The organism is Rhizobium sp. BK591 (genome assembly GCF_014195045.1).
Classification (GTDB): Bacteria; Pseudomonadota; Alphaproteobacteria; order Rhizobiales; family Rhizobiaceae; genus Rhizobium; species Rhizobium anhuiense.
On the sequence record NZ_JACIAZ010000010.1, the window covers coordinates 72,728 to 86,075 of the forward strand.

The 13,348-nt window shown below is 61.3% G+C and carries 16 protein-coding genes; 10 read left to right on the top strand and 6 right to left on the bottom strand.

The window, feature by feature from the left end:
• The first annotated feature begins 161 nt into the window (after nucleotides 1-161).
• Complete coding sequence (locus FHX10_RS32230) at nucleotides 162-329, top strand: hypothetical protein (protein WP_165932271.1); 168 nt, start codon at nucleotides 162-164, stop codon at nucleotides 327-329.
• Between the two features lie 206 nt (nucleotides 330-535).
• Here the strand turns inward: FHX10_RS32230 and FHX10_RS32235 are convergent, their stop codons facing one another.
• Together FHX10_RS32235 and FHX10_RS32240 are read right to left on the bottom strand one after the other, a co-directional pair.
• Nucleotides 536-814 carry an HU family DNA-binding protein gene (locus FHX10_RS32235; RefSeq protein ID WP_037083948.1) on the bottom strand — a complete coding sequence of 93 codons (279 nt, stop codon included), beginning with the start codon at nucleotides 812-814 and terminating at the stop codon, nucleotides 536-538.
• Nucleotides 815-827: 13 nt separating this feature from the next.
• Nucleotides 828-1,163 carry a WGR domain-containing protein gene (locus FHX10_RS32240; RefSeq protein WP_132575286.1) on the bottom strand — a complete coding sequence of 112 codons (336 nt, stop codon included), beginning with the start codon at nucleotides 1,161-1,163 and terminating at the stop codon, nucleotides 828-830.
• Nucleotides 1,164-1,667: 504 nt separating this feature from the next.
• Between FHX10_RS32240 and FHX10_RS32245 the strand changes: the two genes are divergently transcribed.
• Complete coding sequence (locus tag FHX10_RS32245) at nucleotides 1,668-2,006, top strand: hypothetical protein (protein ID WP_132575284.1); 339 nt, start codon at nucleotides 1,668-1,670, stop codon at nucleotides 2,004-2,006.
• A 1,204-nt stretch (nucleotides 2,007-3,210) separates the two neighbouring features.
• Here FHX10_RS32245 and FHX10_RS32250 read toward each other — a convergent pair.
• Nucleotides 3,211-3,957, bottom strand: coding sequence for an SDR family oxidoreductase (locus FHX10_RS32250; protein WP_132575282.1), 747 nt, complete (start codon nucleotides 3,955-3,957; stop codon nucleotides 3,211-3,213).
• A gap of 530 nt (nucleotides 3,958-4,487) precedes the next feature.
• Nucleotides 4,488-4,943 carry a YciI family protein gene (locus tag FHX10_RS32255; RefSeq protein WP_132575280.1) on the bottom strand — a complete coding sequence of 152 codons (456 nt, stop codon included), beginning with the start codon at nucleotides 4,941-4,943 and terminating at the stop codon, nucleotides 4,488-4,490.
• A 509-nt stretch (nucleotides 4,944-5,452) separates the two neighbouring features.
• Here FHX10_RS32255 and FHX10_RS32260 point away from each other — a divergent pair.
• From FHX10_RS32260 to FHX10_RS32285, 6 genes are all read left to right on the top strand, one after another.
• Complete coding sequence (locus tag FHX10_RS32260; protein WP_132575278.1) at nucleotides 5,453-6,571, top strand: alpha/beta hydrolase; 1,119 nt, start codon at nucleotides 5,453-5,455, stop codon at nucleotides 6,569-6,571.
• Between the two features lie 143 nt (nucleotides 6,572-6,714).
• Nucleotides 6,715-7,263, top strand: coding sequence for a YbhB/YbcL family Raf kinase inhibitor-like protein (locus tag FHX10_RS32265; RefSeq protein ID WP_132575276.1), 549 nt, complete (start codon nucleotides 6,715-6,717; stop codon nucleotides 7,261-7,263).
• Between the two features lie 317 nt (nucleotides 7,264-7,580).
• Complete coding sequence (locus FHX10_RS32270) at nucleotides 7,581-8,594, top strand: zinc-binding alcohol dehydrogenase family protein (RefSeq protein WP_132575274.1); 1,014 nt, start codon at nucleotides 7,581-7,583, stop codon at nucleotides 8,592-8,594.
• A 136-nt stretch (nucleotides 8,595-8,730) separates the two neighbouring features.
• Complete coding sequence (locus tag FHX10_RS32275) at nucleotides 8,731-9,150, top strand: nuclear transport factor 2 family protein (protein ID WP_165932270.1); 420 nt, start codon at nucleotides 8,731-8,733, stop codon at nucleotides 9,148-9,150.
• 171 nt (nucleotides 9,151-9,321) lie between these two features.
• Nucleotides 9,322-9,690 (top strand): nuclear transport factor 2 family protein, encoded by a 369-nt coding sequence (locus FHX10_RS32280; RefSeq protein WP_165932269.1) that lies wholly within the window; start codon nucleotides 9,322-9,324, stop codon nucleotides 9,688-9,690.
• Between the two features lie 143 nt (nucleotides 9,691-9,833).
• The gene (locus FHX10_RS32285) at nucleotides 9,834-10,886 is read left to right on the top strand and encodes an aldo/keto reductase (RefSeq protein WP_132575268.1); all 1,053 of its coding nucleotides are present in this window, start codon (nucleotides 9,834-9,836) and stop codon (nucleotides 10,884-10,886) included.
• Between the two features lie 98 nt (nucleotides 10,887-10,984).
• Here FHX10_RS32285 and FHX10_RS32290 read toward each other — a convergent pair whose 3' ends face one another.
• Entirely contained in the window at nucleotides 10,985-11,734 is a 750-nt protein-coding gene (locus FHX10_RS32290; RefSeq protein WP_165932268.1) for an IclR family transcriptional regulator, read from the bottom strand.
• 222 nt (nucleotides 11,735-11,956) lie between these two features.
• On the opposite strand from FHX10_RS32290, the gene FHX10_RS32295 reads away from it, so the two are divergent.
• Nucleotides 11,957-12,643, top strand: a complete 687-nt coding sequence (locus FHX10_RS32295; RefSeq protein WP_132575264.1) for an SDR family NAD(P)-dependent oxidoreductase — start codon at nucleotides 11,957-11,959, stop codon at nucleotides 12,641-12,643.
• 45 nt (nucleotides 12,644-12,688) lie between these two features.
• Entirely contained in the window at nucleotides 12,689-12,856 is a 168-nt protein-coding gene (locus FHX10_RS32300) for a hypothetical protein (RefSeq protein ID WP_165932267.1), read from the top strand.
• Here the strand turns inward: FHX10_RS32300 and FHX10_RS35720 are convergent.
• Nucleotides 12,791-12,991 carry an FAD-dependent oxidoreductase gene (locus FHX10_RS35720; protein ID WP_132575420.1) on the bottom strand — a complete coding sequence of 67 codons (201 nt, stop codon included), beginning with the start codon at nucleotides 12,989-12,991 and terminating at the stop codon, nucleotides 12,791-12,793. The two genes, FHX10_RS32300 and FHX10_RS35720, sit on opposite strands and share 66 nt — an antisense overlap.
• Nucleotides 12,992-13,348 lie beyond the last annotated feature (357 nt).

The window sequence follows — 13,348 nt, forward strand, 5'->3', positions numbered from 1 at the left end:
CGCGCGGTGCCCCCAATTTTGCCTCCGCTCCGGTTCCCTGCGCTCCAACAAAATCGGCTCCCCCACCCGCCGGCTCCGCCGGTCGCTGGCGCGATCCTTGACCCCGCCACGTCCCCATGACCGCGACCGTCGTCTTTCACAAACGTCAAGGAGACGACGACATGACGAACGAACTGGACCGGACCATCGTGGAACTGCAGGCCGAGCTGCGGAACGCACACCCGGACGAGCGTCGCCAGATCGAAGCGGAACTCGAACTAGCGCTGGCCGAACGCGAGGTGATCCATGCCGAGCAGGACGGCCGCGTCAGCGCCGAGCCACCCTTCTGAGGGTGGCTTTTGCCATGTCGCCAAGCCTGACGCGCCGGATCGACCGGCGCCTCAGGCTCGAATGATCGCCTCACCCTCGACGATTTGCCACGCATTGGGCACGCTCGCCAGCAGCGCCGGCATTACCTGTCGATAGCATCGACATCCCGGATTGCGCCGTCCGGCGTCGCGCGGCCGCCCAGCACTGGCCGGCCAAGCTGGGCTGCTTACTTGTTTAGCGCATCCTTCAGCGCCTTTGCGGGCGTGAACGCCAGCTTCTTGGCAGCGGCGACCTTGATGGTCGCGCCGGTCGCCGGATTGCGCGCTTCACGCTCCGGTGTTTCTTTCACCTTGAACTTGCCGAAGCCGGGCAGGGAGGTTTCGTTGCCGGCAACGGCCGCTTGCGTGATCGAGGCGATGACCGCCTCGACGACCGCTTTTCCCTGTGCCTTGGTCAACCCATGTTCTCCGGCGATCTTGTCGGCGATTTCGTTGGTGGTGGTCATGTTGGTCTCCGCATCATGGTTGATCCGGAATCTCTGCCAGTCGCTCCACCCGCTGTCGTGGACGCAAGGCGGAAAAGGTCGGCGATCTGGGCGGATTTCCACAGTTTCCAACCGGTTTGTAGCCTTTTGCGCGCTTTCGACGGGCCAGTTCAAGGAAATGCACCGCTGCGTCCATTTCAGACGCGAAGACCTCCGACTTCTCGCCGCCACGCTTTCCAATCCGTCCCCAACAGCGCACGACGGCGGCTTCGCCGAATAAGGTCGGTTGGATGGAGAGCGCGTAATAGCGCGCCATGTTTCGAGTGTGGTCGATCCGCTGGCAGTAAAGCCGAAAACTATAGAGAGCCATGATTGTAGGATGGCCATGACTTGATCCCCCGTCCAACGAGACATTTGAATCGGTCGGTCCCAATCGATTCATGACGGTGATGGGTTGGAATGGGCGGCATGATCCGGGCGAGCCGCCTGCGGCGGACGGTGCTATTCGCTCGCGCTCACCGAACCCCTGGCGGGTTTCGTCCCATTCGGGTGACGCCCCTCTCGCGGTTGTCGCTCGTCGGCGCAATTCTTCGGCATCAGAGCAGTGGAAAGGCTGCAGGGCCGGCTGCGCTCGGCAAGCGGTCACGGCGCCTGGCGGCACCGTGGGCTCTTCTTCTCTGACCTCCCATTGTGCACCCGCCACTGCGGCGTCAAGGACTGCGCGGCCCCTCCAATTTCCAGGCGCCGCCCATTCGGACGTCCCCGGGAAATCGGCTCCTCCGCTTGCCGCCGCCGGCGGTCGCGTTCCGCGATCCCTGACCCCTCGCGGCTACGGTGCGGCCTCCTTCCGTCAGAGGACGAAAGGAGACATCTCATGACACAGCGAAAGATCAAGTATATCGATGGTGGCAGCCCGGAATACTGGCGGCAGCGGACAGAAGGTTTTCGCCTTATCCGCGAGGCGGAACGCGCGCTGCTCCGGGTAAAGCGTGCACCAATGTACATCTCCGGCGGCTATGACGAGGATGGCGATGTCATCCCTGTCGAGAACCTCGGTCCATGGGATGCGATGGACGGCGCCATCCGCGCCATCGAGGCGAATGAGACCGCCGTCGACATTCTCGTCGCCCTGCGTCGGACACATTTTGGCCAGTGGCCGGTCGATGCCGTGATCCTGGAACTCAAAGCGGCCGGAACTTCGCGAACCGAATGAGCGTCGGACGAGAGGCGGCGCGGCCGCCTCTCGTCCCCTTCCGTTGCTTGACCGCTTGCCGGCATCGAGCCTGCGTGCGGTCTTGAGGGGAGAGACTTGCCGCCTCTCCCCTCAAACACCCCTCTCCCTGCGGCGCGGGTCTGGCACCCGCCCGGCCTTTCGGGCCGGTCAAGCGGACGCTGCCGCGACTTCTCCAAACAAGACGGAGAGGAGGACCGCCCTGCGCTGCGCCCTCATGCTTCGGGCCTCCGCTTTGGGCGGTCCTCCTCTCCTGCGGTGCGCTCGCCATCGTCGTTCGCGCGCCATCGATGCCCGTTCCCTTCGGTCACGGACATCCCGGCCGCTTACCACTCGGCTCGCTTCAGCATCCACCACCAATGCCGTCTGCCCACCGTGCTGTTCCTCCCGCGCGGATCACAGTCTTGCGACTGTGATCGCTGTTGCTTCGTCTGACGACTCGCAACAGCATGGGCACGTCGGGCACGGTGGGCAGACGGCATTGGTGGTGGATGGCAGGATAGGCTAACGGTATACCGTTAGCCGTGTCGCCCGCAGGGCCATTGTCGCGGCGGCGCATGCGATGCCCAGCCCTGGCGATGTTTGCCGGCTGATCGGACGGAAGACGGACTGGCGGATAGCCCGGCTTTTCTGGCGCGGATCGCTCTACCGGAAGGGAAGACCGCCATGACCGGTAGTGCGTTCTAGGCCCCAGACCAACCGCTCAGCGAATAGGCAAATGCGCTAATCAGCGAGATAGCAATTCGGCGACTGTTCTAGACGGCGTATCCGTCACTCGGCCAATCAGTGCCCAGACAAATACGCGGATCGGTGATTGCGGAATCGAGATAGATGGCGAATGCGATACTGCGCGGACCGCAACATATGCGATTGGGCAAATGGTCATATCTGCGACGGAGTGCATCGGCGAACGTCTGAAGCGCGATATCGGCGAATGTGCGAATCGGTGTTCAAGCAACCGGGTGATTGTGCAGTAGCCTAATGCGCTCCATAAGGTGCTGCGTTTGCAGGATTAATATGCGGATTACAGGCGGTGGTGCTGGGCATTGGGATATGTTCATCGTGCCCGATCGTGACCACCACGGCTGATCATTTATGCACTCATCACGGACGGCAGCCTTGCTGAACTTGGTACAACAAGCAGTCTCATTCTAGAGACGTGTCACCTGCTCGTCCTGATGTTTTTTCAGACCGGCTGCGCTGTGGGCCGGAACAGGATTTCGTTAATATCGACGTCGTCCGGCTCGTTGACTGCAAAAGCAACCGTTCTGGCGAATGTGGCTGCCGGCACAGCGATTTCCGCGACGAAGGCCTTGGTCTCGTCATGGATGTCCTTCTCGCTGATATGGTCGTGAAGCTCCGTCTTGAGGGCGCCGGGCGAAATGATGGTTGTCCGGATGTTGTAAGGCTTCACCTCTTTGCGCAGACCCTCCGACAGCGCCCGCACCGCGAATTTGGTGGCACAGTAGACGGCCGCGCCCTGATCCACGACGTGGCCGTAGACGGAGGAGACGTTGATGATATGGCCCGATTTCTGCGTCTTCATATGCGGCAGAGCTGCAGCGATGCCATAAAGCACGCCCTTGATATTCACATCGATCATGCGGTCCCACTCATCGATGCGGAGACGTTCCAACGGTGCGAGCGGCATGAGACCGGCGTTGTTCAGCATGACGTCCAAGCGACTGAACTCGCGCACGGCTGTATCGACTAGACTTTTGACCTGGTCAGCGACAGTGACATCTGTCGCGATGGCCAAAGCCTTGTGGCCTGCTGCGTTCAGCTCCTGCGCCAGCGCCTCGATCCGATCGGCACGACGCGCGCCCATCACCACAGTCGCGCCGCGCTCGGCCAAGTGCCGGGCGGTAGCTTCGCCCAGGCCGCTGCTTGCGCCGGTAATCACAATCACCTTGCCGGCAATATTGTCAGACATGTGTATATCCTTCAGTCGGTTGTGCCGCTTCAACGGTCGGCCGCTTCCCATGGAAAACCTTGGCGACGGGATGAGCTCGACGCGGTCATAGAGATCGACGTGACCGGCCTTCCACCCAAAGCAGCTCCTTCGGCTCGGAGGCTTTGGAGTCGGCCGATTCGGTGAAATCTCTCAAGTGAGCTTAGTCCCCGGAGATAAAAAGAAGCGGCCCGGGCGACCCCGTCCCACGGTCTTGGAGAGGATAGAAGTTCACAAATTTCACGTTACGCCAGCGTGGTCATGGTGCTCTGCGCCGACGCGCCGGCGGACGTGAACTCCACTCTGGACGCCGGTAGAAGTCAAAAACCTCGTCGCCGGTCGGGTGGCCAATTCGTTCAAGCGGAGCGCCTACGTATATCGCACTTCCCCTCCGTTGGCTTCGGCCACACGTTGCCCAGCCGCGTCCGCTAGGAGCGAGACGAAAACAGAGGGCTCGTCTCAACGGTCCCAAGATCCGATGATCCGGCGAGTGGGGGAGCAAGCCCGTGCAGCTATTTGCCCTGAAAGGCTTTGATATTGGTGACCTGCCAATGGCGCACAGTCGCGCTTAGCACGTTATTTTGTATTCCAGGGTCCTGGCTCACCCATTGTTTCGCCGCTTCGATATTCTCAGCTTCGAATACGACCATGCCTAGCACCTTGTCGTCGGTGAGTGTGCCGAGTAGTCCGCCGGCCAGGAACTTGTCCCCGAGAGTTTGGCCGTAGGCAACGTGGTCCTTGATGTTGGCCTGCTCAGTGATGTTCTTGTTATCTTCATAGGCGGGACCGCGCTCGTAAATGACCGCGAAAACGCTGGCCTTCGCAGCGGCTGCGTCCTGCGCAACGGCGAGGGGCGCGAAGGTGGCAGCCGCGCCGAAAGCCGCGATCGCTGCAATAACCAGCGTCAGAATTGCGCGCCGGCCGGTAAAACTGCCCGCTCGAATCGCCTTGGTAATGTGCGTGTTCATGCCGGTATCTCCTTAACTGGGCTGACGTTAACGCAACCATACAAAGTATCGATTTCACTGATTAGTGGGCGCAAATCGCTAGGGCTTATGACAATGGCTCACTAATGTCGTTCGACTATCTGTCTCTCACCTGACATCTTTTCAAAAGCAGTTGCAGAAGAGCGAAGTTTCACCCGTGCCGCCGTCCGCTTCAGGGTATCGCACTCTGCCCTGAGCCATAAGACGTGGGGAAAATTGTTTTCAGCCTGCGTCTCACACGGCGGTCACGAGCAGCGGGACGGAGCCCCGTTCCTCGTGGGCAGGAGAGGCCACGACTCCGCGTACTCACCATCGGATTGATGTGGACCTTGCAGGCGTCACTTCATTGAACAAGTCGCGCTTTTAGCTGATCGAGCCTTTTCTCATTCATGAGTCCGATTCATCACCACAAGCGAGCCGGCCGATCTAATCCGTAGAGCCTCAGTCAATTACATACGACCCGTGCAACCGAACATCGAAGGAGGTTCGCCATGACCCAGCAGAATGAAATCCTGAACAAGCCCGAGCCGGTATCCGATCTTGACGTCGGCCGTCGTGAACTCCTGAAGCTCACGGGCGCCGGCGTGGCCGCGCTTGGAGCAATGTCCATCCTCAACATTCCCGCAACAGCGAGGGCCCAAGACATGTCGAATGGCGCCGACAATTTCTATAAGAGCGATAAGCTGAACTACCAGAAGGTCACGTTCAAGAACCAGTACGGGATGGACATCGTCGCCAACCTGTACACGCCCAAGAACGCGGATCCCGCGACCAAATATCCGGCCATCATCGCCGGCCATCCGAACGGCGCGGTCAAGGAACAGAGCTCCAGCCTTTACGCTCAGAAGCTTGCCGAGCAGGGCTTCGTCACGCTTGCGCCCGACCTGACCTTCTGGGGCGAGAGCGAGGGCCCACGTAACGCCGTCGCCTCCGATTTCTACACCGAAGTGTACATGGCGTCGGTAGACTTTCTCGGCACCCGGCCATTCGTCGATCGAGACCGGATCGGCATCGTTGGTATTTGCGGTAGCGGCGGTTACGCGATCAGCGCGGCCAAGCTTGACCCGCGTTTGAAGGCGATCGCAACAGTCAGCATGTATGACATGGGCTCGGTCACTCGCAATGGCCTCAACAAGTCGCAGTCGCTGGAACAGCGCAAGCAGGCGATCGCCGCCGCTGCGGAACAGCGCTACGTCGAGTTCCAGGGTGGCGCAAAGAAGTATGGCGACGGCATGCTTGAGACGCTGCGGCCCAACGCCCATCCGATCGAGCGCGAGTTCTTCGACTTCTATCGCACGCCGCGCGGCCAGTTCGTGCCGGAAGGCTCGTCGCTATATCTCACGACGAACCGCCCGATCACGGCGGAAATCAAGCAGATGAACTTCTATCCGTTCAACGACATCGAGACGATCTCGCCGCGGCCGCTGCTGTTCATCACCGGCGACCAGGCGCATTCCAAGGAATTCAGCGAGGATGCCTATGCCCGCGCCGCTGAACCAAAGGAACTGGTCTGGGTCAAGGGTGCAGGCCACGTTGATCTTTATGACCGGGTCAACCTGATCCCGTTCGACCGGCTCACGGCCTTCTTTCAACAGCACCTCGTTGCGTGAGTGACGCCTGGGAACAGCGCTGAAAGGCGCCGCTCTCAGCCACGCCGCCCGAAACCCACGGCCGGTGATAGGGTGACAGTGCCCAGCTCGAATAATCGACATAACAGTCCGCTCGGCGGCGCAACCAAAATGATGGTGATAAAATGAAAAAGATAGTTCTGGCGGCTGCCTTGTCGCTCTTAACGACGACGGCGAATGCCGCCGATATGCGTTTGTCGAGTTCCGATGTGGAGCACAACAAGCAATTGGCCGACCTGTACGTGCAGAACGGGTCCGGGTGCAGAGGCGGGGATCAATCGCCGGCACTGTCCTGGTCTGGTGCGCCTGACGGCACGAAAAGCTTCGCTGTAACCATGTACGATCCGGATGCGCCGACCGGAAGTGGATGGTGGCATTGGAGCGTGCTGAACATCCCGACCTCCGTGAACCATCTGGATCGGAATGCAGGCCAGCGCGATGGCAGCAAACTGCCTGCCGGCGCCGTGCAAGGCCGTACCGATTTTGCCATGCCCGGATATGGCGGAGCGTGCCCGCCAGCTGGCGACAAGACGCACCATTACCACTTCAAGATCTGGGCGCTGTCGGTCGAGAAGCTGGAAATCAACACGGAGATGAGCGCTGCTCAGGTCGGCTATATGGTCCGCTCGAACAGCCTAGCTTCTGCAGAACTTGTGCCGGTGTCGACGCGATAAATCCAGCGCAATCGCTGAGGAAACGCGGCGGGTCGCACGTCTCCTCAGCCCAACTTGCTTGATCGGCAAGGTGACGGTCGCAGCTAGTCTGCGGTCTTGCTCGCGCGATCTCGCCGGCAGGGCCCCGCGTTGCTGCAGGCGGCGGCAAACGACGGATAAGGCTCACCGTTAGTTTGGTAATGATGAACTAAGCGATAATCATAATGCCATTCGTTTGACATTAGGGAATTAATCATTAGGTTGGTGAGACGTGCTGGCTCGCGTCGCGATCATGTCGCGTCAGCAAATCAATCGCCTCAGCAGCTAAGGACAATGCCATGAAAGCAGTGGGTTACAGCAAAAACGGACCCATCGACCGCGACGATGCCCTGATGGACATCACGCTACCGAAGCCCGTTCCGACCGATCATGATCTGCTCGTCGAAATCTCGGCCACGGCCGTCAATCCGATTGACTACGAGATCCGCCGAAATGCCGCACCGGCAGACGGTGAGTTCCGCGTCCTGGGGTGGGATGCCGTTGGCATTGTCGTTGAGAAGGGTGGGCTGGTCGAAGGCTTCGAGATTGGGGATCGGGTCTACTACTGCGGCGCCCTTCGGCGGCAAGGGACGAATGCGGAGTTCAACCTCGTCGACGCCCGGATCGCGGCGAGAGCCCCGGCATCCCTCTCCGACGCCGAGTCGTCTGCTCTGCCTCTGACTTCCCTGACGGCCTGGGAAATGCTTTTTGAGCGCCTCGACGTGACGCGGCCTGTTCCCGGCGCGGCCGCGGCGGTGCTCATTATCGGCGGTGCCGGCGGTGTCGGGTCGATGGCGATTCAGTTGCTGCGTGCCCGAACCGACCTCACGGTGATCGCGACCGCGTCACGCCCGGAAACCAGGGAATGGTGCTCCAACCTCGGCGCGCATCATGTCGTCGACCACAGCCAGCCGCTGGCCCCGCAGATCGAGGCTCTGGGCATCGGCGCGCCGGGCTTCGTTTTCGCGACGGCCGGCTCAATCGAATATCGCGATGACATCGTCCAGCTGATTTCGCCGCAGGGGCGCTATGGTTACATCGACAGCCCGGCGGTGTTCGATGCGAACCCCTTCAAATGGAAGTGCATCTCCATTCACCTTGAGGCCGTCTTCATGCGCTCGCTCATGCAGACCGTCGATATGGGCGTTCAGGGCGACATCCTGCGGCAAGTGGCGGAACTGATCGAGGCCGGCAAGATCAAGACCACGCTGGCCGAAACTTTCGGCACCATCAACGCCGCCAATCTCAAGCGGGCGCACCGGCTGCTTGAGAGCGGCAGGGCACGCGGCAAGATCGTGCTGGAAGGGTTCTGATCGCGGGGCTGTCAGTCCCCGACCAACGGGCAAGCGCCACGGGACGACGATCGGCGCGCGTCGCGCCAGCACGATCATGCTCCAGCGCCGTGGGATCGCTTGGGTCCGAAACCGATGTTTGAAGGGAGACAGCGCGATGATTTCGCGTGACGACCGCCGCGAGGCCGAAAGCCAGATAGCGCGCCTGATTCATAGCTACTTCTACCGGCTCGACGAACGCGACCTCGAGGCCGTCGCCGCCTTCTTCGAGAACGCGGCCTGGCACATTTCCCCGGAGCGGGCGACGCACGGCAAGGCAGAGAAACTTGCTTGGCTGCGCGAGAATACCCCCGCGCATGACGCCAATCTCGGCCCGCAGCATCTGATCGGCAATGTCCTCGTCGACGTTGCCGACGACGGGCGGACGGCCACCAGCCTTTCCTATTTCATCGTATCCCAGCTGGTGGACGGGCCGGGCATCCATGTAGCCGCGCGCGGACGGTATGCGGACAGCTTTGCCCTGCGCAACGGCCAGTGGCGGTTCACGGAGCGGCGCGTCCACGTCGACCGGCGCTAAAACGATCTCAATGATCCCAATACTATAACAGGTGATACATGACGACCAATGCTCTGAGCGACGCCCAGCGGCTCCAGCGGCTGGAAGATATCGAGCAGATCAGGACGTTGAAGGCGCGATACGCCGAGGCGCTCGACAACCGGTTCAACGGCGATCAGGTTTCCGCGCTGTTTGGCCACGCAGGTCGGCGAGGATCAGGCTGCCCAGACCGGACGAGAGGAAATCAAGCAGCTCTGCGTGACCGTGGCAAAGCAGATTTCCTGGTCGATCCACTACTTCATCCCGTCGGTGATCGAGATCGGCGAAGACGGCGTCACCGCCAAGGCCAGCTTCTACATTCTGGATTTCCAGACTCTGAAGAACGACGACGGCGAAGATGAAGCCTACATGTTTGCAGGCACCTTCAACGACACGTTCACGAAGATCGACGGCTCCTGGTACTTCCAGAGTATCAACGGGAAGATCGATGTCGTGACACCCTGGACGGAAAGCTGGGTGAACAAACCGTTCATTCCGGATTTCTTCGCCATGAGCAATTGAAGTTGGCTCGAACGCATCGACGGAATCCTGGGCTGGCACCGATGTAGCAGCTTTGCTTGGCGGGCCAGCTCCTATCGGCGCACCGAACGTGAACTTCTGTGGTGCGTCCCATCGGCCGCAACAGGATGCGAAAGGAAATGCAGATGGAATACCGCTATCTCGGTCGGTCGGGCCTCAAAGTCTCGACCGTCACATTCGGAACGATGACCTTCGGCGGCACGGGCTTCTTCGCCAAGGCCGGGAACACCGACGTCGACGAAGCCCGGCGCCTGCTCGATGTCGCCTTTGACCACGGGGTCAATCTCTTCGACACCGCGAACGTCTATTCGCATGGGCTTTCCGAAGAAATCCTGGGACAGGCGCTCAAGGGCCGTCGTGATCGCGCCCTGATCGCCACGAAGGTGCGCATGGGAATGGGCGATGGGCCGAACGATGCGGGCCTGTCGCGCAAGCACATCATCGAGCAGTGCGAAGCGAGCCTGCGTCGGCTCGACACCGACCATATCGACCTCTACCAGGTCCATGAGTGGGATGGCCAAACGCCGCTGGAAGAGACGCTCGAGGCGCTGGACACGCTCGTCCGGGCCGGCAAGGTCCGCTACGTGGGCAGTTCGAACTATGCGGGATGGCAGCTATCGAAGGCACTTGGTATCGCCGAGAAGCTTGGCTATCAGCGGTTCATCTCCCAGCAGATCCACTACACGTTGCAGGCACGCGAGGCCGAGTATGAACTGCTGCCGATTGCCGAGGATGCCGGCGTCGGCGTGCTGGTTTGGAGCCCGCTTGCCGCCGGTCTTCTGACAGGAAAGTATCAGCGCGGGCAGCGGGCGCCGGAAGGCTCACGACAGCTCAACGGCTGGGGTGAACCGCCAGTGCGCGACGAGGATGCTCTATACAATATCGTGGATGAACTCGTCGCCATCGGCGACGCGCGCGGCGTGTCGGCGGCGCAGGTGTCGCTGGCTTGGCTGCTCGCCCGGCCGGGCGTGTCCTCGCTGATTGTCGGCGCGCGAACCGAACAGCAACTCATCGACAATCTTGCCGCAGCCGACCTCCACCTGACGGATGACGAGCGCGTCCGGCTGGAACGGGTGTCCGCGCCCGCGCTGATTTATCCCTTCTGGCATCATGCGAAGTCGGCCTCCGACCGGCTTGGCCCGCACGACATCGTGCCGACCGAAGCGCTCAACCGGTAGTCGGAACGTCATCCAGTGTGCCCGCAGAAAAGGTGCACGCGAGGTGAGCCAGGGCTGTCGGCAGCCTGCAGCGACGACGCGTCGTCCGGAAGCTGCGATTACAGCCAGCCTTGGCCGGCGGGCCTGACCTTATCCAGTTCCTGGCGCATCTGCTCGGCGATCGATATCAGGCGTGACTTGGGCAGGCGGCTCGTCGGTCCGGCGATGGCGACGGCGGCGCCAGGGGTGAGGGCGATCGCGACACAGGAAATTCCAGCCCGTTGGCTGTCAAGGTCGAGAGCGAAGCCGTTGCGCTGCGCCTCGGCGATTTCCTCGGCATGGCTATCCCATGAAAGCGGATCGCCGGCCCGAACGGTTCGCGCCAACTCGGCATCGGCCGCCAGGAGGGTATGGCCAAGTGCGTCAGCGATCAGCGGTTTGCGTTCTCCAGGCCTGACGGCGAGGTGCAGCGGCTGTTCCGATTGCACGGCATCGACACAGAGATAGTCGGCGCCGGCGGCCAGGCCCAGGAAGGCTGACTCGCCGGATGCCGCGCTCATGGCTTGAAGCACGGGCCGGATGCGGGCGCGCAAGGCGTGTTCGGCTTCGGCATCCGGCCGCACGAGACGACTGAGTTTGCCGGTCAGCCGGTATGCGGCGCCCTTCTTCTCCTGCGCGATGTAGCCGAGCTCTTCGAGAGACGCGAGGAGGTTGTGGGCGGTGCTGCGGTTGAGGCCCAAGCCATCTGCAAGCTCGCTCAACCGCGCGCCTCCGGGTTGCGCGGCAATACGCTCAAGGAGATCGAAGGCGCGTCGCACGGACTGAATGACGCGGTCGGAAGAGGGCGAGGATTCCATAATGCTGAACATTATCATCCCCCTGCCGCATATTCCAGCCAAATGCAGACGATCATAAGGCCCGAAGTGCTTCAAGCGAAATTCCACATTATTGAACTAAACAGCTTTCAATGGGTAATAGTTTGACAATGTGGGAGCTTCTGCCTAAATGATGGCTGTACGCAAGCCGACAGGCGACCGAAGTCACTGCTCGTCGCGGCCGCCTCAACCACTATTTCAAGGAGAGATACAGATATGACCCGCATCATCCTCATCACTGGCGCGAACCGCGGCATCGGCCGCGAACTTGCCGCGCAGCTTGCCACAGCCGGTGACACCGTACTGCTTAGCGCCCGCGACGCGGGCGCCGCAAAAAAGGCGGCGTCAGAGATTGGCGGCGACGTTCACCCGATTCAGCTCGACACCTCGGACCTTGCCAGTATCAGCGCTGCGGCCGAGAAAATTGAAGCGGGCTATGGCCGCCTTGACGTGCTGGTCAACAACGCGGGCGGGATCTACGACTACGGCCAGAAGGCGTCCACAGCCGATCTCGCGGTTGCCCAGCAGGCACTGGAAACCAATTTCTTCAGCGCCTGGCGCGTGACGCAGGCAGTGCTGCCGCTGCTGCGCAAGGGAAAGGCGGCGCGCATCGTTAATGTGTCCAGCGAGGCTGCGTCGCTCGATCGGATGGGCGCGGCCGTTCCGGCATACGCGACATCCAAGACTGCTCTCAACGCCCTGACGCGGGTCTTTGCCGCTGAACTGGCTGACGAGGGTATCACCGTCCATGCCGCAAGCCCTGGCTGGACCGCAACCGAACTGGGCGGCGAAGGCGGACGGCCCGTCGCCGAGGGCGCAGCCAGCATCCTGCATGTCATCGATCTGCCCGCCGACAGCGGCACCGGCGGCTTCTATCAGGATAAGCAGGTCCTGCCCTGGTGAGCGGATCGAAAGGCCCTGCCCAAAACTGAGTCCTGGGCGGGGCTGATGCATCGTGACGCGATAAAGCCCGAGGGGATGTTCCACTCGGGTTTCTTTTTGTCGATGGACCGCACCGCGCAACCGCTGGCGGCGATAGCGTGCGAGGTTTCAGCCTCGCAGCGAAAGCAGTTCGCACGGCTGAAGCGCCGCGAGCACTTCGTCGGCCGCACGTAAGCCGCTGTCGTAGGCACCATGTGCGGTAGAAAAACCATGCCCCCGGGTCGCTTTGTCGGCAATGAAGATTCTGCCTTCCCAGGAACGGGAAAGGAATTTGTCGCCCCTGCGAATGACGGGGCAAGGCGCAGCTATAGGCGCCGCCGAACCGTCTCGAGCGGCTCCAGTCGGATGCCGCCAAACCTTCCAGCTTCAAGCGGACGCCGAAGCCCACGAGCTTGATCAATTATTCGAGGACCAGGTCGAACGCGGCGACGACCCCTTCCACAGAAACGACCCTGGCGCTGTCACCCAGTCAACATTCGATAACAGGCCAGCCGTACGGGCGGATATAGTAGTCGCAGGTCCGGGTGTCCTAGGATCCTCGATGCGATGGGCTCGTGCGGAAAAAGGGCCTGGCCGTCGATCTGGAGGAACAGTTTCTCATCGCTTGCGAGCGGAATGACGCTTGTGGGAGGGCGCGATGGATCGATGGCTGAAGGCAGGCCGGTT